Source organism: Larkinella sp. (assembly GCF_965227735.1).
Taxonomy (GTDB): domain Bacteria; phylum Bacteroidota; class Bacteroidia; order Cytophagales; family Spirosomataceae; genus Larkinella.
This window is the reverse complement of the sequence record NZ_OZ245776.1, coordinates 1,729,583-1,752,437: the sequence shown is the minus strand read 5'-3', so window position 1 is coordinate 1,752,437 and position 22,855 is coordinate 1,729,583. Positions and strand designations below refer to the sequence as shown.

Annotated in this window: 16 protein-coding genes; 11 read left to right on the top strand and 5 right to left on the bottom strand. The window is 54.4% G+C overall.

From position 1 onward, the window contains the following. Window positions 1-236: 236 nt before the first annotated feature. From ACO064_RS06730 to ACO064_RS06710, 5 genes are all read left to right on the top strand, one after another. Window positions 237-3,455, top strand: a complete 3,219-nt coding sequence (locus tag ACO064_RS06730) for a SusC/RagA family TonB-linked outer membrane protein (RefSeq protein ID WP_421826624.1) — start codon at window positions 237-239, stop codon at window positions 3,453-3,455. Window positions 3,456-3,548: 93 nt separating this feature from the next. After that, window positions 3,549-5,120 (top strand): RagB/SusD family nutrient uptake outer membrane protein, encoded by a 1,572-nt coding sequence (locus ACO064_RS06725; RefSeq protein WP_421826623.1) that lies wholly within the window; start codon window positions 3,549-3,551, stop codon window positions 5,118-5,120. Window positions 5,121-5,216: 96 nt separating this feature from the next. Further along, window positions 5,217-6,299: an IPT/TIG domain-containing protein gene (locus tag ACO064_RS06720; protein WP_421826622.1), complete on the top strand. Its 1,083-nt coding sequence runs from the start codon at window positions 5,217-5,219 to the stop codon at window positions 6,297-6,299. Between the two features lie 384 nt (window positions 6,300-6,683). Further along, window positions 6,684-8,150 (top strand): glycosyl hydrolase, encoded by a 1,467-nt coding sequence (locus ACO064_RS06715; RefSeq protein WP_421826621.1) that lies wholly within the window; start codon window positions 6,684-6,686, stop codon window positions 8,148-8,150. A 181-nt stretch (window positions 8,151-8,331) separates the two neighbouring features. Continuing rightward, complete coding sequence (locus ACO064_RS06710) at window positions 8,332-9,231, top strand: catechol 1,2-dioxygenase (protein WP_421826620.1); 900 nt, start codon at window positions 8,332-8,334, stop codon at window positions 9,229-9,231. A 62-nt stretch (window positions 9,232-9,293) separates the two neighbouring features. Here the strand turns inward: ACO064_RS06710 and ACO064_RS06705 are convergent, their stop codons facing one another. After that, complete coding sequence (locus ACO064_RS06705; RefSeq protein WP_421826619.1) at window positions 9,294-11,258, bottom strand: sialate O-acetylesterase; 1,965 nt, start codon at window positions 11,256-11,258, stop codon at window positions 9,294-9,296. Between the two features lie 90 nt (window positions 11,259-11,348). Here ACO064_RS06705 and ACO064_RS06700 point away from each other — a divergent pair, with 90 nt between their 5' ends. After that, entirely contained in the window at window positions 11,349-11,603 is a 255-nt protein-coding gene (locus ACO064_RS06700; RefSeq protein WP_114410123.1) for a hypothetical protein, read from the top strand. A gap of 269 nt (window positions 11,604-11,872) precedes the next feature. Beyond that, the gene (locus tag ACO064_RS06695; protein ID WP_421826618.1) at window positions 11,873-12,307 is read left to right on the top strand and encodes a hypothetical protein; all 435 of its coding nucleotides are present in this window, start codon (window positions 11,873-11,875) and stop codon (window positions 12,305-12,307) included. A gap of 82 nt (window positions 12,308-12,389) precedes the next feature. Here the strand turns inward: ACO064_RS06695 and ACO064_RS06690 are convergent, their stop codons facing one another. Continuing rightward, window positions 12,390-12,974 (bottom strand): collagen-like triple helix repeat-containing protein, encoded by a 585-nt coding sequence (locus ACO064_RS06690; RefSeq protein ID WP_421826617.1) that lies wholly within the window; start codon window positions 12,972-12,974, stop codon window positions 12,390-12,392. 390 nt (window positions 12,975-13,364) lie between these two features. On the opposite strand from ACO064_RS06690, the gene ACO064_RS06685 reads away from it, so the two are divergent. Further along, window positions 13,365-16,553 (top strand): SusC/RagA family TonB-linked outer membrane protein, encoded by a 3,189-nt coding sequence (locus ACO064_RS06685; RefSeq protein WP_421826616.1) that lies wholly within the window; start codon window positions 13,365-13,367, stop codon window positions 16,551-16,553. A 22-nt stretch (window positions 16,554-16,575) separates the two neighbouring features. Next, a complete protein-coding gene (locus ACO064_RS06680; protein WP_421826615.1) occupies window positions 16,576-18,351 on the top strand; it encodes a RagB/SusD family nutrient uptake outer membrane protein in 1,776 nt (591 codons plus the stop codon). A 44-nt stretch (window positions 18,352-18,395) separates the two neighbouring features. Here the strand turns inward: ACO064_RS06680 and ACO064_RS06675 are convergent, their stop codons facing one another. Next, a complete protein-coding gene (locus ACO064_RS06675) occupies window positions 18,396-19,517 on the bottom strand; it encodes a hypothetical protein (protein WP_421826614.1) in 1,122 nt (373 codons plus the stop codon). A 170-nt stretch (window positions 19,518-19,687) separates the two neighbouring features. Here ACO064_RS06675 and ACO064_RS06670 point away from each other — a divergent pair, with 170 nt between their 5' ends. Further along, window positions 19,688-20,302 carry a hypothetical protein gene (locus ACO064_RS06670; protein WP_421826613.1) on the top strand — a complete coding sequence of 205 codons (615 nt, stop codon included), beginning with the start codon at window positions 19,688-19,690 and terminating at the stop codon, window positions 20,300-20,302. 127 nt (window positions 20,303-20,429) lie between these two features. Next, window positions 20,430-20,990, top strand: coding sequence for a hypothetical protein (locus ACO064_RS06665; RefSeq protein WP_421826612.1), 561 nt, complete (start codon window positions 20,430-20,432; stop codon window positions 20,988-20,990). Window positions 20,991-21,048: 58 nt separating this feature from the next. Here ACO064_RS06665 and meaB read toward each other — a convergent pair whose 3' ends face one another. Both meaB and ACO064_RS06655 read right to left on the bottom strand, forming a co-directional pair. Next, window positions 21,049-22,047, bottom strand: coding sequence for a methylmalonyl Co-A mutase-associated GTPase MeaB (gene meaB, locus ACO064_RS06660; RefSeq protein WP_421826611.1), 999 nt, complete (start codon window positions 22,045-22,047; stop codon window positions 21,049-21,051). Between the two features lie 70 nt (window positions 22,048-22,117). Beyond that, the gene (locus ACO064_RS06655) at window positions 22,118-22,798 is read right to left on the bottom strand and encodes a 2-C-methyl-D-erythritol 4-phosphate cytidylyltransferase (RefSeq protein WP_421826610.1); all 681 of its coding nucleotides are present in this window, start codon (window positions 22,796-22,798) and stop codon (window positions 22,118-22,120) included. Window positions 22,799-22,855 lie beyond the last annotated feature (57 nt).

Here is a 22,855-nt window from a genome sequence, read left to right as displayed (position 1 = left end):
TTTCGAAGCCCGGCACCGGCCGCCCGGCCTTCAGGGGGCTGGGGGCAAATCTGACAAATACACCTAAACCCATCCTTTTTATTTTGCAGGCCATGCCGAACTAACTCCACTTGACTGACCGGGCACCTGATGTGCCGAGGGTCTGAATTTTCACCTTTATCCGATTGAATACGTACTACTCTCAAGCTCAGCTTTTTGGAGAGGTGCTGCTTTTTTGTCCCTTTATTTTACTTACTATGATAAAACATGTGCTTTCGGGGGTTTTGGTCTTGAGCTACTGGGCATCAGTTCACGCGCAGACCCGACCCAGTACCGTTGCCGAACCGGCGAAAAACCGGGTGGTGATGGCATCACTGAAGAATGCAACCGTCGGAAAATCCGATGTCAACGCCCTCATCAAAGGGGTAGTTTCTGACGACAAAGGCAACACACTTCCCGGCGCAACCGTGTCTGTTAAAGGCACCACGCAGGGAACCACGACGGACGCCGAAGGGCGGTTTACGATCAACACTCCGGCGGGTGCCAACGTGCTCGTGATCTCGTTCATTGGGATGAAAACGCAGGAAGTTACGATCGGCAACCGGACCAACCTGACCATTACACTGCTCGCCAATGACCAGTCGCTGGACGAAGTGGTGGTGATCGGCTACGGAACCGCCAAACGCTCCGACGTTACCTCGTCCATTACGACCATCAAAGCCACCGAGTTGAAAGACATTCCGGCGGCCGGGATCGACCAGTTACTACAAGGCAAAGCAGCCGGGGTAACGGTAACCAGCAACGGCGGCCAACCGGGCGGTGGCGTTTCGGTGAAAGTGCGCGGGGTGACGTCCATTAACAGCAACGATCCCCTGTTCGTGATCGACGGTGTACCGTTTGTCGGGGGCAACACGTCGAACAGCACGGGCTACGCCGGTTTGGGCGGGGGCGATGGGCAAACCGGGAACAGCGTCATGGCGATGCTGAATCCCAACGACATCGAGAGCATCGACGTCCTGAAAGATGCGTCGGCGCAGGCCATTTACGGTTCTCAGGCGGCCAACGGTGTGATTCTGGTGACCACCAAAAAAGGTAAGTCGGGCGAAGGCAAGATCAATTACGAGATGTATACCGGCGTTTCGGAAGTGGCCCGGCGGCTGGACCTGATGGATTTGCGGGATTTTGCCCGCTACCAGAATGAGGTGCTGCCGATCATCGGGAACCCGGTTTCGGACGAGTTCAGAAACCCGGATTTGCTGGGCAGAGGCACCGACTGGCAGGACGCGATGTTCCAGCGCGGAACGATCAACAACCAGCAGTTGAGCTTTTCGGGCGGACGCGAGAAAACGACGTACTACCTGTCACTCAACTATTTCGACAACAAGGGAATTCTGCTGGGGTCGAATTTTAAACGGTATTCGAGCCGCTTTAGCCTCGATACGCAGTTGAAAAGCTGGGCCAAAGTCGGCCTGAGTGCCAACGTGTCGCGCAGCATTCAGGAGGTGTCGCTGGCCGATGCCGCCGAAGGCACCATCTGGTGGGGCGCGGTGACCAGTCCGCTGGTTCCGGTGAAAAACCTCGACGGTTCCTGGGGCGGTGGACAAACCGTCGGCGGGGTGCAATACAGCAACTCCAACCTGGTCGGAAACAGCCAGTACCGGGGCAATACGAAAACCTCGAACAACGTATTCGGGAGTCTGTATGCCGAACTGCAACTGATGAAAGACCTGACCTTGCGGAACGAACTTTCGTATTCACTGGGTCAGGATAACAACGTTGCTTTTCAGAAAGCCGGGAATGTGGGTGGCACGTCGTTTCGGAGCAAACTGATCGACTCGCGCTCAGACAGCTACTATTATTCGATTACTAACTACCTGAATTACAACAAGTACATCGGCAAACACGGGATTCAGGCTACGGTGGGACATCAGGCGCAATCGTCGTATTACCAGTCGATGTCGGGCACGAAAGTGGATTTGCAGGCCAATATTTTTGACCTCAACACCGGCAGTGCCGACCAGACGACCTGGGGCCTGAGCGGTGGAAAAGGCCACTGGGCGATGGAATCCTGGTTTGCCCGGGCCAACTATACCTACGACGACCGGTATTCGCTGTCGGCCAGTTTCCGCGCCGACGGTTCGTCCAACTTCGGCCCGAACAACCGCTGGGGGAATTTCCCGGGCGTGTCGGCAGGCTGGACGGTTTCGAACGAGAAGTTTATGAAAGGCAGTGTGGCTAACGTGCTGAATTTCATGAAAGTGCGGGCTGGTTACGGAACCGTAGGGAACCAGAATTTTCCGAGTGGTGCGCCCAATCCGGCGTATGTGGGAGCGGTGCAGTTTTTCTCCGGTCCGGTGGGCTTCGGTTCTTCGAACATGATCAACGGCATTCCGAATCCGAACCTGAAATGGGAGTCCGTCAAAACCACCAACGTGGGGGTTGACCTCGGTTTTCTGAACGGCCGGATCGATGCGACGATCGACGTCTACAAGAAAGTAACGTCCGACATGATCATCTTCCTGACCGGCCCCAACCTGATTGGGGTGGGCGACCAGTGGGACGACCTGAAAGCCCCTTTGGGCAATGCGGGACAGATGACCAACACTGGGATCGACATTGGGATTACGACCACGAACATCAAGAAAGGCGATTTTACCTGGAAAACCAATCTGGTGTTCACGCAATTCAAAAACACCTACGACCGGGCGGCCAGTGCGGCTTCGGCGCTGGATGGAAAAGTGTACTACAACAACTACCTGATCACGCACACGACGCCCGGCAATCCGGTGGGTTCGTTCTGGGGGCTGGTCACGGACGGGTTGTTCCGCACGCAGGCAGATCTGGACAAGAGCCTGCCGCAGTTTGGCTACAAGGTAAACCAGAACGAAACCTGGCTGGGTGATATTCGCTACAAAGACATCAACGGCGACGGCAAAATCGACGCGCAGGATTACACCTTTATTGGCAGTCCGCTCCCGAAATTCACCTGGGGTTTGACCAATTCCCTCAACTACGGCGACTTCGACTTTTCGCTGTTCCTCCAGGGAAGCCAGGGCGCCAAAGCGTATAACTTCCTCCGCTGGCAGTTGGAAGGGCTGAACAATGCGTGGTCGAACCAGATGCGAACCGTGAACGATCGGTATACCGAAACCAACACGGACGGCGCACTGCCCCGGTTTACGACCACTAACAAGAACAACACGGCCATGTCGGATCGCTACGTGGAGGATGCTTCCTACTGGCGGATTCAGAACATCACGCTGGGCTACCGGCTGCCAAGAACGTTGTTGAGCAAGGTAAAAATGACGAATCTGCGGATTTACGGGTCGATTCAGAACCTCAAGACGTTCACGAACTACTCCGGCTACGACCCCGAAATCGGCGCGTTCAACAACAGCATCAAGCTCATGAACGTCGACACGGGCCACTACCCGAACCCCCGGACGTTTACCATCGGTGCGAATGTACAATTTTAAGTAGTCGGTTTACAGTTTTCAGTTTACGGTGAACTGTCCACAGCGTGCGTCAGCGAACCGTAAACGATAAACCGTAAACCGTAAACCATAAAAATGATGAAACGAAAATCCATATACGCCCTGGCCATTTCGGCGATGCTGCTGGCTTCCTGCAAGGAGGACTTTATCGAGCGGCCTTCGCTCTCGGGAACAACCACCGGAAATTATTACAACAACGCGGAAGAAGTGCGGGCCGCAACCAGTACGCTCTACAGCGGTTTGCCCTGGCGGAATTACGAAAGCCGGGCGCAGGACGCCATCGGCGATGTGATGTCCGGTAATATGTTTACCTACACCGATGTCGAGTACCTGAACTTTACGGTTTCCTCAGCTTCCGAGCGGATTGGTGCCGCCTGGGGTGCATTTTACAAAATCATCGGGTATTCCAACGTGATGATCAAGACGTTCGAGGAGAAAAAAGCCGCCGGGGGTGGGGCTTCCTACCTCGATCCGGCCATTGCCGAATGCCATTTTATCCGCGGAACGCTGTATTTCTACATCGCCCGGACCTGGGGTGCTGCGCCGATCATTACCGATCCGGGGGCAACGGCTTTGTCGGGTAATTTCAACATTCCCCGGTATTTGCAGAAAGACGTGCTGCGGTTTGCGCTGGAAGAACTGCAACTGGCCGAAGCCGGTTTGCCCGAATCCGACGTGCCCGGTCGGCTGACGAAGTATGTCGCCAAAGGCATGATGGCCAAGTTGTATCTGTACAACAAAGACTACGCGAATGCCAAAACGAAGGCTGAAGAGGTGATCAACTCCGGAAAATATAGCCTGGTGACCGATTACACGGGCATGTTTACCAAAATGAGCATGAACAACAACCCGGAAGCGTTATTCTCGATTCAGCACCAACTGGCGCAGGACCCCTGGGGAACGGGCAACATCAAAAATCCGGATAGGGGTGCCAGCGCCCTGCGGACGGCCGAAGCCGATGCCTGGGAAATGTACATTCCGTCACTGGACCTGCTGAAAGAATATGAGTTTGGAGATTTGCGCCGGAAATGGTCGGTGATGGAACACGGCTGGACCAATCCCAACTGGAAACCGCAGCGCGTCAACGCCCCGAAATACAATGAATTTATGGCCGGAGGGTTCAAATACGACACGATCCAGCCCACGGCAGACGGCGGAAGTCTGAGCCCAACCCGTTCCAACATCGTCAAATACTTTGCCGGTCCGGGGAAAGGATTCGGGGGAGAAGCGGTTTTGGGCCAGAATTCGGGCAATAACGTGGTGCTGCTGCGCTACGCCGACATTCTGCTGATTTATGCCGAAGCCACGCTGGCCGGAGCCGCTTCCACCTCCGATGCCAAGGCGTTGCAGGCCGTGAATGCCGTTCGGACGCGGGCGGGGTTGTCGCCCCGGACGTCGCTGACGCTGGACCAGATCCTGCACGAACGCCGGGTTGAGTTTGCCTTCGAGGGCGACTACTGGTATGACATTCAGCGCCAGGGTTTTGCCAAAGCGAAAGCGATGATCGAAAAGCAGAACCGTGGAACGGTAACCGGTGCCAGCTACATCACCACCTTCACCGAAGACAAGATGTACCTGCCGATTCCGGCCGGCGAAATCGTTCAGGACCCCGAGTTGGGCAAAGAACCAGTACCTTATTTTAAATAGACGATGGGCGATTGACCATTGACCATCGACAATGGACCATCGTCAATGGTCAATCGACAATGGCCAATCGTCAATGTCCCCTAACGAAACACTCCAATGACACTCAATCGATTTAAACACCTGGCGGGCTTATCGTTCGTGACCCTGTTGACGGGTCTGATGATGACCGCCTGCGAAGAAGATACCGACGGTCGGCCGCAGTATACGGCGGGAACGCCCGTTGCCACCAAACTGGCTCCCGACTCGGCGGCCGGAGGAACCGTCGTCACCCTGACCGGCTCCGGCCTGGGCGATATGCGCAGCATTGTGTTCGAAAAACAGAACGTTCCGGCCGGTTTTCAGCCGACCCTGAACACCGACCAGGCGCTCATTTTCCGGGTGCCGGACGAGGTGGTGGGTGGCGTACAGAACGTCATTTTTACGAACAGCGAAGGCCGGACGGTTTCGGTCCCGTTCCGGGTGCTGGCTTATCCGACGGTTTCAGAAGTTTCCAATTATAACTTTACCAAAGGCTCGGAAATTACGATTACGGGCAACAACCTGGATGATGTTACCTCGGTCAAGTTAACCGGTACGTCGGATGCGGCTACCATAGTTTCGAAAGAGAAAAAGAAGCTGGTGATCAAAATGCCGGTAACGACGGTGAACCGGGCCACGCTGGACATTACCAACGGCACGGGCCTGTTGAAAACAACCCAGGAACTGGTCAACGTCGACAAGGCGTACATGATTTTTGGTGATGCATACGGCGCTGGTTTTCAGGATGGTTCCTGGGGGGATGCGGGTGCGGTTTCGACCAAGGAGTTTCGGTCCGGAACGGCGTCGGTTGGCAAAAACTTTCAGAAAGGCAACTGGCACCTGATTGCGTTTGCCAACTGGTCGGCATCGGCTATTTCGTATTCTGCCGATTACACCTACGTTTCGGGCTGGATCAAAGGCGCTTCCGCCGACTATTCGCTGTATCTGACCACCGACGCCAGCAAAGCCGGTTTTGGCGGTTTTGACGACAAAAACAAGATCGACGTGAAAGCCGGGGTGTGGACGTATTTCAAAATCAAACTGTCGGACGTCGATTTCTGGTCGGCGGGCAAGAAGTTGTCGCAGGTTGGTTTTCGGATTCAGGGACCCGACAAGCAGGATGAGACGTTCTATTTCGATGACCTGATGTTGATTAAATAAGGGTCCTTTCGCCCCGTTCTGCCCCCCAGCCCCCTAAAGGGGGAGTTTTGCATCCAGATTTATCTGGATCCAAATCCGCTGATTAATTTATATTTAATAACCGCCGAATTACAAGTTTGGCTTATCAGCCCACTGCTAAAGCAGTGGGGAAAGTGAAAAGTAACCCTATTAGCAAAACCGTTTTAACGGTTTGTTGGACGATGAAACCGTTAAAACGGTTCCGGAGTGGTTCGATTTCGCTTCAATTTTCCCACTGCTTTAGCAGTGGGCTGATAAAAATTCACTTCGGCGGTTATTAGATTAAATCAATGAGGGGTTAAAGATCAAAAAGACCCTCGAAACCAAAACTTCCAGATCCGCTTCGTACGGAAAATCTTCTTCGTAATGTTCCCCTTTCGTAAACGGGTAGTCACGGTTTATCTAATGAGTTTGCTGGCTTGTACGCCCAGAAATCCCGAGATTACTGCCCAAACCGGACCGGCTCTAATCCGGATCGAAGCGGAAACCGGCAGTTTGTCGGGCGTGGAAATCGCTCATTCGGTGGCCGGTTTTTCCGGAACTGGCTACGTAACCGGATTCGATGATGCCACCGATCAACTGACACTGACCTTCGATGCCACGGCGGGTTTGTATGAATTGTCCATTGGCTATTCAGCGCCTTCCGGAAATAAAGGGGTTGATTTTCAGGTAAATGGCGAAAAGGCCAGCAGTACGCTCACGCAGAATACCGGTTTTGGCCAGACTAAAACCGGTAAATTCCAGGTGCGCGAAGGACGGAACACCGTGACCATTTTCCGGGGTTGGGGATATTTTAGTATCGATTTCCTGCAACTAACACCGACGACTGTCGGGTTGCCGGAAAAACCGTCCAAAACCCTCGTCGATCCACAGGCGACGGCTTCAACGAAAGCTTTATTTTCGTATCTGGTCGATCAATATGGCAGCAAGGTGATTTCGGGGCAGCAGGACGATGTGGAGTATATTCTGGAAAAAACCGGCAAGGAACCCGCCATCGGCTCGTTTGACCTGATGGATTATTCACCGAGCCGGGTGCAGCACGGGGCCACCCCCCAGCGGTCCAGCGAAGCGTGCATGGCCTGGGCGCGGAAAGGGGAGGGGCGCGGCATCATCAGTCTGCTCTGGCACTGGAATGCGCCCACCGATCTGATCGATCAGGCGCCCGATAAACTCTGGTGGAGCGGTTTTTACACCCGGGCCACCACCTTCGATCTGGCGGCTACACTAGCCGATAAGCAGAGCGAACGGTATCAGCTTTTGCTCCGCGACATCGACACGATTGCCGGGGAACTCAAAAAGTTTCAGACCGCCGACATTCCCGTGTTGTGGCGACCGCTGCACGAAGCATCCGGCGGCTGGTTCTGGTGGGGAGCCAAAGGGGCCGGGCCGTTTAAGGAACTGTGGCGCTTGTTGTATGACCGGTTAACGAATCATCACCAGTTGCACAACCTGATCTGGGTCTATGCCACCACCGACTCCATCCACCCGGACTGGTATCCCGGCGATTCGTACGTCGATGTGGTCGGGCTCGATGTTTACACCGATCCAACGGCATCGCTAAGTGGCAACTGGACCCAGGCGCAGGGGCTGTTTGCCGCTAAAAAACTGGTCGCTTTGTCGGAAACCGGCAATCTTCCAAATCCGGATCAGATCCAGAATTTAGGCACCTGGTGGTCGTGGTTTTCCGTCTGGACCGGGGGTGATTTCATCAAAAAACAACCGGTGGAGCAACTCAAGGCGGTGTATGCCGACAAAAACGTTATCACCCGCGATGAGTTGCCCAACTGGCGACAGACGCCGTCTGCGGGGCGGAAAACCGTGGCCGGGCAATAGACTCAACCGGCGGCTCAACCAATCATAACCGACTTCATACCGACCAGACATTGATCCGGCTATTTGTAGTGGCATAAGAACATATGCCACTCAAGATCAGGGAGTTGTATTTGGGGTTTTAGTGCCTATATTGCACGCGATACAGGACGTTCTCTTCCAAACCACTTACTACCTCTCTATCATGCAACGCCGAAAATTCCTCCAGAACACCGCCCTGTGTGCGGTGGCGGTTAGTGCAACGGGTTTCGTTCATTTCAATGGCGAATCCTACGCGGGTGACTGCGAGACGACCTCTGATATTCTGGGCCCCTTTTACCGGCCCGACGCGCCACTTCGGAACAATCTGCTGATCAAAGGCGCGCCCGGAATGGAAGTGCGTTTAACAGGAACCGTAAAACACAAAGACTGTACGACACCGAACCAAGGAGCGAAAGTGGAACTGTGGCATTGCGGGGCGGATGGAAAGTATGACAATGCGTCGGACGAATTCCGCTACCGGGCCACTGCGCTGTGTGACGATAAAGGAAAATATGCGTTTACGAAGATTCTGCCGGTTCCCTACGATGTTGGAAACGGCATGATCAGGCCCGCCCACTTTCATTTGCTGGTTTCGGCTCCGGGCTATCAAAGTCTGGTAACACAACTGTATTTCAGCGGTGATCCCAACATCGCGAAGGATGATTACGCGTCGGCTTCCACGGCCAAAAGCCGGATTCTGGAGGTCAAATCAACGGCGAAGGGCCGCAAGATGGTTTTGTTCGATGTGACGATGACGGAGAAGTTGGCCGCTGAACCAGCGGCTCTCGACAAACTGACGGGAACGTATACGGATGAAAAAAATAAAAACCAGAAAACCGTCTTTTTCAAACGGGACGGGCAGTTGTGGCGCAAAGCGGGCGAAATAATCTACGGAATCAATTACGATTACATCGGGAATAACACGTTTGCCCAATCGGGCTTGCCTTCCAGTCTGCAGCGAACCTATGCTTTCGAAATTCTGGAAGGCGGCTTAGTGAAAATGACGGATACCAGCCTGGATGCGAAAGGGAATAAATCTGTCAGGATAGCCATAAAGGACTGATAAACAGCTTTTTTTATTCAAAAATGGAGTCAGGAGCGGTTCCTGACTCCGTAAGCCAACCCTTACTTGAACCGTCCGGCTTCCGTTTTTCCCGGCCAGGTATCGGTTCGGAACGGCACCGCCGGAAGTCCCTCTTTGTTGTAGAGATTGACTTCGCCGTTGTCGTCGGCCCAGCCGTAATGCACCGAAACGGGCGTTGCTACTTCGCTGGAGGACACGATGACTTTATCGCCCTGAATTTCGGCTTTGGCCCAGTGAAATTTCTGGTCGGCTCCGGCTACTTCAAACCCTTTCAGGTACCCGTATTTGTCGGACGATTGCAGTCCTCCGCCCACGTGGTCGAACGTCAATACGGCTTTGTTGCCAGTCACTTCCATCGCTTTGAAAACCGGTCCTGAATAGACCCGGTTCTGGCCGTAAACGGTTTTTAAGGCACTCAAAGCCAATCGTTTGCCCACGTCCTGTTTGTTTTTTGGGTGAATGTCCTTGCTCTCGCCAATGTCGGAGGTCACGGCCATGCCAGTATTGGGCAAAGCCAGCGTCATGGTCTGGGCTTCGCGGAGTTCACCCCAGGTGCTGCCGGTGGCGCTGGTTCCGTTGGCCGCGTTGAAACTGGCGAGTTGCACAAACAGAAACGGGAAATCGCCCTGCCCCCAGCGGGTTCGCCAGTCGGTAATCATCAGCGGAAAGGTCTTGCGATATTGATAAGCACGCCCGGCGTTCGACTCGCCCTGGTACCAGATCGCGCCCTGAATGGCGTAGGGAATCAGCGGGTGAATCATGGCGTTGTACAAAATCGTACCGGTCATGTTTGGGTTCACCAGCACCGGATTCCGGTTGTAATCGGCAATGCGGTATTTCCAGTCGCCGACCAGTGAAATCTCCCGGCCATTGCCCGACAGTTTGAACTGGTCTTCTTTGGCCGTAAAACCGCCCGTTCCGTTCTGGTCGTCCACGCGAACAGCGATGACATTCCGACCCGGTTTTAACGTGCCGCCCGGAACAGTATACGTTCGGGCCTGACCCGTCTGCGTCGTAGTTCCCACTTTGACACCGTTGAGGTAGGTTTCATCGGCATCGAAAACCGGTCCCAGCGTCAAGGTCATTTCTTTGCCGGCCAGTTCGGCCGGAACGGAAATTTCCCGCCGGAACCATACCACGCCGTCGAAACCGGGAAGGGCTTTCCGGTCGAACAGGTCGGGCAAGCGGAGCGTCTGCCAGGCCGCATCGTTGAAATCTGCTCCCGACCACTGCTGAACATCGGCCGCGCCGGGCAATTCGCCCTGTACTGACTTGACCTGATTCTGCAACTGCTCCAGCCGTTTGCTGGCAAACTCTTCGAGTGTCTTCGGCATGGTGGCGACAACGGGTTTGAACTCCTCGAAACTATCCATCGCTTCCCGGCTTGTCCACGATTCGGACTGGGTACCACCCCAGGAGGTGTTGAGCAGACCGATGGGTACGTTGTTGAGTTCTTTCAGCAATTCGCGGGCGAAAAAGTAACCGACTGCCGTAAAATTACCGACGGTTTCGGGCGTGGCAGGTTGCCATTCACCCCCCAGCACATCGTCTTTCGGCGACAGGCTCAGGTCGTGCGGTACCTTGAAATGGCGGATGAGCGGATAGTTGGCTTCCTGAATTTCCTGGGCGGCATTGGTCGAGGATTTGACCACCCACTCCATGTTCGACTGCCCCGAGCAAATCCAGACTTCGCCCACCAGTACATCGTCGAAGGTTACGGTATTCTTTTTACCCGCCACCGTCAGGGCAAAAGGGCCACCGGCTTCGGTTGGGTCCAGCCGGACCATCCATTTCCCGGTTTTGTCGGCCTTCGTGGTTTTGGTCTGATTATTGAACTGGATCGTTATCTTCTCATTCGGGTCGGACCAGCCCCAAACCGGGACGGGTTTCCGGCGCTGCAACACCATGTGGGAACCGAAAATTTTGGGCAAGCGCACATCGGCCCACGTTTGCAGGGCCATCAGCATACATCCGATCGCGGCTGCGTAACGAAATTTGAATCGCATAAAAAGAGGTTTAGGAACGGTTTTTTTGACAAAAACACTTGTATAGGCGGGAAAAATACAGATATTTAGCCCAACGTGCAATTGACCTTGATGAAGCTAGAAGATTTTCTGAGACTCCCCCACGGACACCAGCAGGAACAATTGTGGTTCCGGGGTTCGGTGCTGGCCAATCGTTACGAGGAAACGAATATCTACCTCCTCTACGCCCTGGATCTGTTTTACGTTGAGTTACAATATGATGCCGCAGGCAGCCGTCTGCTCCGGTTGTCGGCTTTCACCTCCACCGAACCCCTGACGCCGTACCTGCCCCTGCTGCCGGATGATTTGCTGGCGGAGCTGGGGTAGAGGTGATCGATCGGGTGGCCCCTGCGTCATTCTTTCGTCTGGTATTCATGTGCAAAGAAGTAGTTCGGACAATCGTCAATGTCTTCGGTACGCTCAACTGTCTGATTAACAGCATTTTTTTTGGCATTTCATTTGCATTTGTAGCCGTAACTGGCTATGCTTGTATCATTTCCAGTATTAACCGGTAGACCCCGCAAATCCATCGAAAGTGGCGTCGGATGTACGGTGAGGTTTATACACTGTATTAAATGATAAACCATACAGTTTTTATGAAAACCGCTACGCTACTATTGCTGCTGACCCTGTCCGTTCAGGCCTTTGGTCAATCCAAAACCGCTGCCCATCCGATGGCCCGCTCCGGCGAAACCGTGTGGGTGTGTCTCGATCCCATTAAAAAAGACAAGCGCGCCCAGTACGAACGCTTCCTGCACGAAATTTTCTGGCCTGGTGCGGTTAAGCTTAACCCCGCTGACCAGAAGGTATTTCGTCAAACCCGCATTCTTCATCCGACTAAGGCCGAAGCCGATGGCACCTACTCCTACTTCTTCGTGATGGATCCGGTCATCAAAGGGGGCGATTACGACATCGAGAGTCTGCTCACTAAAATGTATGGCAAGGCTAAAGCTGCCGAGTACTTTAAGCTCTACACGACCGCCCACGCCCGTCCACAGGTATTTTACGAAGTAACGCAGTCGAAGGATTGAACGGAGCAACAATACGTGCGTTTGTGATAAGTTCCGCCGGGTCGGGTTACCGTCGGCAGGTAGTAGGCAAGCCCAACGTGTTTCACTCCGGCAAATCGTACGCTTTCCGGACTTCTTCGTAATTGTTGTAGTCAATGGCAGCTTTCCGTCCGTTGCTCTGCTTGTCGGCTGTCACAATCACCACGCGAATGGCTTCAAAATGTTCGTTCCCGGTCTGAAAGTCGGAGGTTCGGCGCAGAAAAACCGCAGCCAGCGTCTGGCTATTGCCGGGAAAAACAAAATGCGTGTAGGCGTTGCCTTTGATGGTTTCGCCCGGAATGGAGAACCAGAACGAATCTTCTTCATTGTTGGCTTTCGGAACCGACTGTTTGACGTAGACATAGAACACGCTCCGGTCGACAATGTCCCGGTTGATGGCCTGGGGCAGTGGCAACAGTAAATCAGTCATTCCTTCATGGTTGCGGGCAGTATAATTGATCTGTTGTACGTTCGAACTGCCGTCTGCCCCTTTCGCCCCCGTGTCACCCTTATCTCCTTTCGGACCGGTTGCCCCGGCTACCCCCTGTGGTCCCTGAGGTCCCTCGGGCCCTTCGAGTCCCTGACAGGCACTAATCGCCACACACCCCATTAGGAGGAACTTCGTCATCACGCGCACAACTTTTTTCATACAGAATTCGGACTGGGTTGTAGAATGAATAAATGGAAAACCGGCAGGTCTTTATCGGACGAAGCCAGCCGGGCCGGTGTTGACATTCCGCTTCGGATAGAGCCAACACCTGGCAAATTATTCAAAAAATGTGGACGGGCAGCAGGAAGGGCGGCAATCTTTGCATCGACGGATTTATATAGCTCCTACTCAGTAGGTTTAAATTGGGTTTGACTTTGATACTATATGAAATAAATAAGTAGTGTATTGTGTAAGTTTTATTTTATTACGTAAAAAATCCTGTTTTTAGTAACGAGTTTCTTTAGCGGTTTATTCCAGTTCTTTTGGTTCATTTTAAGTCCTCTTAGCTTTTTATTTCGTTCACTTTACCATCTCTAATCTCTTTATTTTATGAACAAGCTTCTACAATTGAGTAGTCAGGCCAGGCGCGTGATTCTGTTCATCGGTATTTTCGGACTGGCTTGTTTGGCAAACGAAGCCAGAAGTCAGACGATTTCGGGGCGCATCACGGCGACTGAAACCGGGGAAGCCCTGCCGGGTGTCAGTGTGGTGATCAAAGGCACGACGCAAGGCACCACAACGGACAATGCGGGGAAATACACCCTCAAGCTGCCCGGTGCCAACGCAACCCTGGTGGTGAGTTTCATTGGATACCTCAAACAGGAAATTGCCGCGGGAGGGCGCTCGACCCTCGACATTGCCCTGGAAGTCGATACCAAAGCCCTGGAGGAAGTGGTCGTCGTGGGCTACGGTACACAGGAAAAAGTGAACCTGACCGGAGCTGTCGGGATTGCCGACAGCAAACGGCTTCAAAACCGGCCGATTGCGTCGGTGGGCGAGGGGTTGCAGGGCGTGATTCCCAACCTGAACATCGGGGTGCGCAATGGCGACCCGGCCCAGCCCATCACCTTTAACATCCGGGGCTACGAGTCGATCAACGGCGGTGCGCCCCTCATCCTGGTCGACAACGTTCCGATGGATCTAAACCGGGTCAATCCCAACGACATCGAAAGCATCAGCGTATTGAAAGATGCGTCTGCGGCCGCCGTTTATGGCGCGCGGGCGGCCTTCGGGGTGGTGCTGGTGACGACCAAAAGCGGAAAAAGCGGCAAGATCAATGTCTCACTAAACACCCAGTTTTCGCTGGCAAAACCCATTTTTAACATGGATGTCGTCACCGATCCCTACCAGTTTGTGCAGGCCCGGAACCAGGCCAATATTCGTTCGAGCGGGGTTCCGGCCTACGATGACGACATGGTGGCCGGAACGAAAGCCTTTTCGGAAAATCCGGCCACGGCACCCCAGTGGAAAGTCGTCAATGGCGTTCTCCGGTTTTACGGCTACAACGACTACCAGAACAGCATTATGACCGATTATGCCCCTACCAGCCAGCACGATCTGTCGGTTTCGGGCGGGACGGACAAGGCGCGGTACCTGGTGTCGCTCGGGTACTTTTCCAAAGACGGCTACCTGCGCTACAACAACGAGAAGTTCAAACGCTACAACATGTTGATGAAGGCGGATTTTGAAGTCAACGAGTGGCTGAAACTGGACAGCAAAGTGATCTTCAACTCCCAAAACAGTGACAAACCGCACTTCTACAACTGGGATGTCAACATCAATTCGCTGGCGCGGGTTAACCCCATTTCGGCCATTCAATTCCCCGACCTCGAGTATTACATCACGCCCGGCGACCGCGAGAAGTATGCGCCCTACATCGGGAAATACTTCGGAGGCACCAACTTCTTTCCGTATCTGCTCGACGGCGGACGGACGACCTTCACCAACAACGACCTCTGGCTGACCCAGGGCGTCACCCTGACGCCTTTGCGCGGCCTCAAAATCCGGTCCGATTTTTCCTACAACATTTTTAGCCGCAACTACCAGGACGTGCAGAGCAAGGTCGATATTGTAGATGCCAACCTGCTGGCGGCCAACCTGCTGAGCAACGGATTTAGCGGTGACGACTGGATTCGGAACGAAAATGAATACAACCAGTATTACGTCTTCAACGCCTATGCTGAATACAAAGTCCCGTTGCCGACCAACCACAACCTGACCACGATGGTCGGTTTTAACCAGGAACGGGGGATCAACCGCTACACCGGAGCGCAGGCCCGCGCCCTGATTACGCCCCAGGTCATTGACCTGAATGCGACGACGGGAACGCAGCAGACATTCGGCAGCAAGTCGCACGTAGCCTTGCGGGGCGCTTTTTACCGGCTCAATTACAACTACAAAGAGAAATACCTGATCGAATTCAACGGGCGTTACGACGGCACCTCCCGGTTTCCGAAAGACAGCCGGTTTGGCTTTTTCCCCTCGGTATCGGCCGGCTGGCGGATCAGCAACGAAAAATTCATGGCCGGAACCGGAAGCTGGCTCGACAACCTGAAACTGCGCGCTTCGTACGGAACGCTGGGCAATCAGTTGCTGGGCACCAACTACTATCCGTACGTGGCCACGATGGGGACGGGGCAGTCGCCCTACATGTTCACCAACGCCCTGATTCCGTTCGTGTCGGCCGCCGGATTGGTGAGTCCGTCGCTCACGTGGGAGACCGTTATCTCCAAAAACATCGGTCTGGATGTGACGATGCTGCGCGGACGGCTGGATGCGTCCCTGGATGTATACACGCGCGACACGAAAGACATGCTGATGGACGTGTCGTACCCGGCGATTCTGGGAACCGCAGCCCCGAAAGAAAACGCAGCCGACCTGCGGACCAACGGCTGGGAGTTGTCGCTGACCTGGCGGGATAAGTTCAAAAGCGACTGGAGCTACGATGTTACGCTGGCATTGTCGGACTGGACGGCGGAGATTACCCGGTTCAACAACCCCACCGGTGCCCTGCCCAACAACAGCAACATTTACTACGTCGGTCAGAAGCTGGGCGAGATCTGGGGATTTGAAACCGCCGGTATTTTCCAGACAACGGACGAGGTGGCGCAGGCTCCCAAACAGACCAACATCGGGGCCAACTGGCGTCCCGGCGACATTCGCTATAAGGATCTGAACGGCGACGGCAACATCACGTTCGGGAAGAACACGCTCGGTGATCCCGGCGACCGGAAAGTGATCGGAAACACCACGCCCCGGTATTCGTTCGGGCTCAACGGCGGGATTGGCTACAAGGGTGTTCGGCTGACGCTGTTCTTCCAGGGCATTGGTAAAAAAGATCACTGGCCGACGTCTGACAACTGGACCTGGTTTTTCCCCTACAATGCCGGACACGTTGAGAAATACTACATCACCGACACCTGGACGGAAGACAACCGGGATGCCTATTTTCCGGCGGCCCACATTTCGACCAATGACAAAAAGAACGTGCAGGTGCAGTCGCGGTATTTACAAAGTGCGGCCTATATCCGTCTGAAAAACATCACGTTGAGCTACGAACTGCCTCAGGGCCTGATGAAGAAAATCGGCGTTGGCAGAGCCCAGATTTTTGCAACGGGTATGAACCTGTGGGAATATACGAAAATGCGGAAACCGCTCGATCCTGAGACGATTCAGTCGGCCGCCATCGAATACCCGATGCAGCGCATCTCTACCCTGGGGCTCAATGTTTCCTTTTAATGACCGATAAACGACGATCAATATGAAAAAATATAGCATTTTATCCGGCTTTTTCGTGGTTGCCGCCTTTCTGTTCAGCGGTTGCAATGACGAGTTTCTCGAACGGTATCCGCTGGATCGCATTACAAATCAGACGTTCTGGAACACTGAAAATGACCTGCGGGTCTACAACAACAGCCTGTATGACCTGGCGCGGAACGACGACAACGTTCCGATTTTACACGGCCATTACAACGGCTTCGACAGCCACTGGGCGAGCATCTGGTTTCAGGATGAATTTGCCGACAACATGGCGCCCCGACATGCCCGGCACAATCTTTTCCAGCAGGTACGCTCCGGAAAACATACCACTCCGACCGACCCCCAGCAGTTCGGCTACAAAGGCTGGAATTTCGTGCGGGCCATCAACGTCGGTCTGGCCAATTATGACAAAGCTGCGGTTGCTCAGGCGATCAAAGACCGCTACATTGCCGAAGCCCGGCTTTTCAGAGGGTGGTTCTACGCCGAAAAAGTGTCGAAATTTGGGGATGCGCCGTTTGTGGACAAAGAACTAAACGTGGACTCCCCCGAACTGAACGCTGCCCGGACACCCCGCGAAGAGGTGATGAACAAGGTGCTGGAAGACCTCAACTTTGCCGCCGCCAAACTGCCCGATAGCTGGGGCGACGGCAACGCGCCGGGTCGGCTGAACCGCTGGTGTGCGTTGCTGGTGAAGTCGCGGGTTTGTCTGTTCGAAGGCACCTGGCGCAAATACCACGGCGGCACCGACCCCACCAAATGGCTTCAGGAAGCAGCCAGTGCGTCGAAAGAATTGATGGACAAAGGCCCGTACCGGCTGTATAGCACGGGGAATCCGCAAACCGACTACAATGCCTACCACCGCGTACTGAATCTGGCGGGCAATCCGGAAGTGATGTACTGGCGGAAATACCAGTTGGGCGTGTTTACCAACCACGTGCAGTCGTATTTTGAATACGCGGGGGGCGCCACCAAAAGCCTGGTCGAAGATTACCTCTGTACGGATGGATTGCCCATCACGCTGTCACCGCTCTACAAAGGCGACGATAAAATTGAAGACGTTTTCGAAAACCGGGACCCGCGCCTGCGCCAGACCATCTTGCACCCCGAAGACGCGGTCAAGTACAAATACCACTTGGCCGACGGGCGTCCGTATCCCCGGATTCAGGGTATGGAAGGCGGGTATGTGTCGACGACGGGCTACCACATCATCAAGCATTATAATGCGGATGACATGATCGGAAAAGCGTTCGATACCGCCGAGTCGCCCGCCATCATTCTGCGTTTTGCCGAAGCCTTGCTGAACTACGCCGAGGCTCAGGCCGAACTGGGGAAAATCACCCAGGCCGACCTCGACCTCAGCATCAACAAATTGCGCGACCGCGTGGGTATGGCGCGGCTGGATATGGGCAAGGTGCCCGTCGACCCGCGTTATACGGCGGACGGCATCTCTCCGCTGATTGCCGAAATCCGGCGGGAACGGCGCATCGAACTGTTCATGGAAGGCTTCCGCTACAACGATCTCAAACGCTGGAAACAGGGCAAGAAACTGCTCATTCCAACCATGGGAATCCGCTGGGATGCTGCCGCGATTGCCCGGTATCCGAAGGCCAACATCAAAACCGCCGTCGATCCGGTTTCCAAAAAAACCTACATCGATGTGTATCAGGGGACGGATTGGGCCAACCCGGTTTTCGACGAAGCCAAGCATTATTTGTGGCCCATACCGCTGAACACCCTGGCCCAGAACCCGGCCATCAAGCAAAATCCGGGCTGGTAATCGGGCTTTTTTGATGGCCTGACAACAACCGGCCGGGCATCTGATCAGATGCCCGGCTGGTTGTTGTCAGGCCTTTCCGAATACACCAGATACTCAACGAGCAACGCCAGCGAATGGGCTTCACAGGTCCAGTCCATCCGCACCAGCCGCGATTGCGCCATGCGGTTGAGGAGCGGGTTTTGGGAAGCCGTCAGCATCCCAGCAATGAAAAAGGAATAATCCCGGATGTCGGTTTCGGGAATGGCCCGAACGTCGATTTGGGGCGGTTTTTCGCCCAGTTGCAGCAGGGAGGTCGAAACAATAACCTGATCCATTAGGGGCAAACCGTCTTCGAGCATCTGGTAGGCATCCCGAATGAGCCGTTCCCGAATCGACGCCAGCGGTTCCGGCCGGAAAGCCGCCAGCAAACCGGCCACGTGGTACAGAATGAGCGTAGCGCGCGGATACGAATGTGAACACCGGAACGGCTCCTGACGATACCGCCCCGTTTCGATGACCGACCGGATGAACTCCAGGCTGTCGTCATCGTGCTGGTTGAGCGGTAATTCGTACTTGAAAATGCAGAAAAGAAGGTTGCACAGCACGCTGGCGTCGAACTCGACGGGCATGTTTTTACCAAACCAGGTCGAGTAGGCCCGCAGGTTGACATAATCGGCGTAGGTGTCTTCCACCTGTCGGGTGGCCAGGTTGGCGTGTTGCGTCAGTTTGTGTTTTAGCCAGAGGAGATCCTCACGCGAGGGGTTGCTGGTCAGATACACCATCGCCGTATCGTCGGCATCGTCGGGCAGCCGGAAGTGGTCGATGCGGTGGAGCAGGTGACCGTTGGGAAAGTGCCCCGACGGTTTTCCCCGTTGGGGTGTTTTGTAAAAATTATAGGTTTTTAAACCGTCTTTGTTCTGAAAATCAGGGTAGTGCTGAATGGCTTCCTGAACGATGCCGTCCACTTTTGCCTGTAAAACCGGTGCCAGCTTTGGCCGGATCTGTTGCAGGGTAAAAACCGTAATGGCCGTAAAAAACACGTTGGTATCCGGGCGGTTGTAGCCCATCAGCAGCGGATTTCGCCGGTAGGAAGGCAGAAGTCCCGGTGGAAAAAATGGACTATTTTCCGACTGAAGGGCCGAAATCCGGTGGAGTAGGTGTTCGATCAGGGCGTTGCGGTCAGGCATGATTCACAAAAATACGGCAACTCCCATCAAATTTATGCGCCGATGGGCCGACTTCTGTTCATAATTCAGAAAAGGAGGCTCTTACGATCTTTTTTCCTTTCATCCGGTAACTTCTTGCAACCACCCGGTCTTCTCCGTAGTTTCGTCTATACGATAGCGCTTTCCAGATCATGACACCACTACGAAAACACAGCATTTTACGCCGGGTGAAAGACATCACCCTCAGCACCACTCTGAGCATTGCATTGCTGAACGGCACGGTGCTTTTGCAAAGTTGTGGGGGTTCCAATGACTCGGAAACGGAACAATCCGACCGGACAGAGTCTTCGGACCAGTTCGGAAAAGGTGTTCGGACGTATATCACCGAAACCAGTCCGGGCAATTTCAAAATTACGGATGAGGTTCAGGTCGATCCGAAACAGGCCGGTGCCATTGTCAACTATGCCGACGGTCACCGCGACACCCTGAGCGTTCAGGCCGCCAAACGACTGGTTCAGTCCGATTCGTCGACGAGCCGGTATTTTAACAACCCATCGAGCTATCACCACGGCAGCGGTTTGTCCAGCGTATTGCTCTGGGGCAGTCTGGGCTACATGCTTGGCCGTTCGACCACGCCCCGGTTTTCCAATGAGCAACAATACCGCTCCGGCGTCTACAACAGTCCGCAGACCTACGAACGCGCCAACCGCGTCGGCAGCACCGTGACCAGCTCGCGAATCAGCCGCCCATCCGGTGGCCGCAGCGGCTTTTTCGGCGGTGGTCGTTCACGCGGAGCGTCATCGTAACGAATGGATTCGGTTTTCCGTTTACGGTATTCGGTAGCTGACGCGTGCTGATACAAATAAGTTGGCTCCGATACCACACCGAATACCGTAAACGGAAAACCGTAAACCGAATCACAACCTGAATTCTATGAAAAAAACGTTTATCTACAGTGCGCTGTTGGCGACAGTGCTTTCTTTAAACGCCTGCCAGAGTAAACAACAAACGTCGGAGGCAACCACCCCGGTCGATACCTCCGAAATTCTCCCGAACCGGGCCGATTCGCAACTGGAAGTGCCGGTGAGCGACTGGCTGGAAAAGCTGGTGGGGCCGGAAGACGGGCTGTTCCGGGGCGTCAACCTGGGCGATGCCGTGTCCGTGGTGAAGGAAAAGGAAACACTGGAGCCTTTTGAAGAAGATGCCGCCCACGTTGGCTACACCCTCGACTACCCGAATCTGGAATCGACGGATATTCAGTATTTTCTGGATAAAGACCAAAAAGTCATCCGTATCGATGTCGATATTTATCTCAATAACCGGGCTTCCGTCGATACACATCTGAAGGAGTTGACAGCCTATTTCACCCAAAAATATGGTGGTCCAACTCAGCAAAGCTGGAATAATGCCGGAAACCGAATCACGCTGACGGATGTCTCCAAAGGCAAAGACTTTGGCTTGAAGCTGACGTTTGGAGGGAAATCGAACGCGTAATAGGCCTTTTTGCCCCTCAATCCCCTGAAGGGGGCTTGGACACAGCCTAAACCAGATGCTAAAAGTCCCCTTCAGGGGATTGAGGGGCGAAATCCAGCAGCCGCCGGGCGCCTTGCAGTGGCAAAACCGCCCCTTTCCGAATGGCTTCTTCTACGTCGGCCAGTCGTTCAGGCAAGCCCGGCTGGTTGTAAAACCGGGCTTCCAACTGCTGGCGTATGGTGCTGTGCAGCCAGTCGAGGTTTTGTTGCTGCCGGTTTCGGTCGCGGTGGCCGCTTTGGGTGAGCTTCGTTTGATGATCGGTGATGATAGCCCAGAGGCCGGCAATGCCCTGATTTTGCAGCGCCGAGCAGGTCAAAACCGGTGGCGTCCAACTGCTGGAAGCAGGCGGGAAGAGATGGAGCGCGTTCTGGTAGTCGAGTCGGGCGCGTTCGGCTGCGGCTGCGTTGTCGCCGTCGGCTTTGGTGATGGCAATGGCGTCGGCGAGTTCCATGATGCCGCGTTTCATGCCCTGGAGTTCGTCGCCCGCACCGGCCAGCATGAGCAGCAGGAAGAAATCGACCATGCCGTGTACCAGCGTCTCAGATTGCCCCACGCCCACGGTTTCAATCAGAATCACCTCAAAGCCAGCGGCTTCGCAGAGCAGCATCGTTTCGCGGGTTTTGTTGGCCACACCGCCCAGCGAACCGCCCGAAGGCGTCGGACGAATGTAGGCCCGTGGGTCCATCGAGAGCGTTTCCATGCGGGTTTTGTCGCCCAGAATGCTGCCGTGCGACCGCTGACTGGTTGGATCGATGGCCAAAACCGCTACTCTCTTGCCGGATTCCGTGAGGTGCTTGCCGAAGGCTTCAATGAACGTACTTTTGCCGACGCCCGGAACGCCCGTAATCCCGATCCGAACCGACTGTCCCGTTTGCGGCAACACCTGCTCCAAAACCGCCAATGCCAAAGCCTGATCGCTTTCCAACTGACTCTCCACCAGCGTAATCGCTCGGCTGAGAACCAGTCGGTCGCCAGCGCGGATGCCGGCAATGTAGTGATCGGGTGGGAGTCGGCGCATGGTTGTAACAAGAAAGACAAGAGAGTAAAGACAAGAGAGTAGAGAAACCGGAAAAGAGTGTCTTTACTCTCTACTCAATTGAGCGTATTTTCAGTTCTGAAATCTCCAAATCTTCGGGTGTTGTGATCTTGATGTTGTCGTAAGACCCGTCGATGAGCGTAATCGGGTGTCCGGCATATTCCACCACACTGGCGCAATCGGTGAAAAAAGGCTGTTCCGGAGTCCGGAAAGCGTCTCTGAAAAGGGCCAGTTGAAACGTTTGGGGCGTCTGGATCAGCCGGTAACTCGTCCGGTCGACGGCCTGACTGCCGCCATCGGGCAGAACCAGCCGAACCGAGTCTTTCATCGGAACACAAGCAACGGCGCTTCCGCTTCGTTCGGCGGTTTCGAAACCGGAACGGATCAGTTCAGCCGTCACAAAAGGACGAACGCCGTCATGAACGGCCACCAGACCGTCGGCTGCCCGAATCGATTCCAGCCCGTTCCGAACCGACTGAAACCGCGTCTTTCCGCCCGGGATGACCAAAACCGGTTCGTCAAATTGATACTGCCGGCAGAGGGCTTCCCAAACCGGAATCTGTTCCGTCGGCAATACCACCAGAATTTGTAAATCTGATGAATAGAATCGAAACCGCCGGATGGTGTGCATCAGAATGGGCAAACCGCCAATCGACAGAAACTGCTTCGGCGTATTCACACCCATCCGGCTACCACTCCCCCCGGCGACAATAATGACGTAAAGGTTACGCATAGAACGAGATGAAAGAGAAAAGACAAGAGAATAAAGACCTATTTTTGAAGTCTTTAC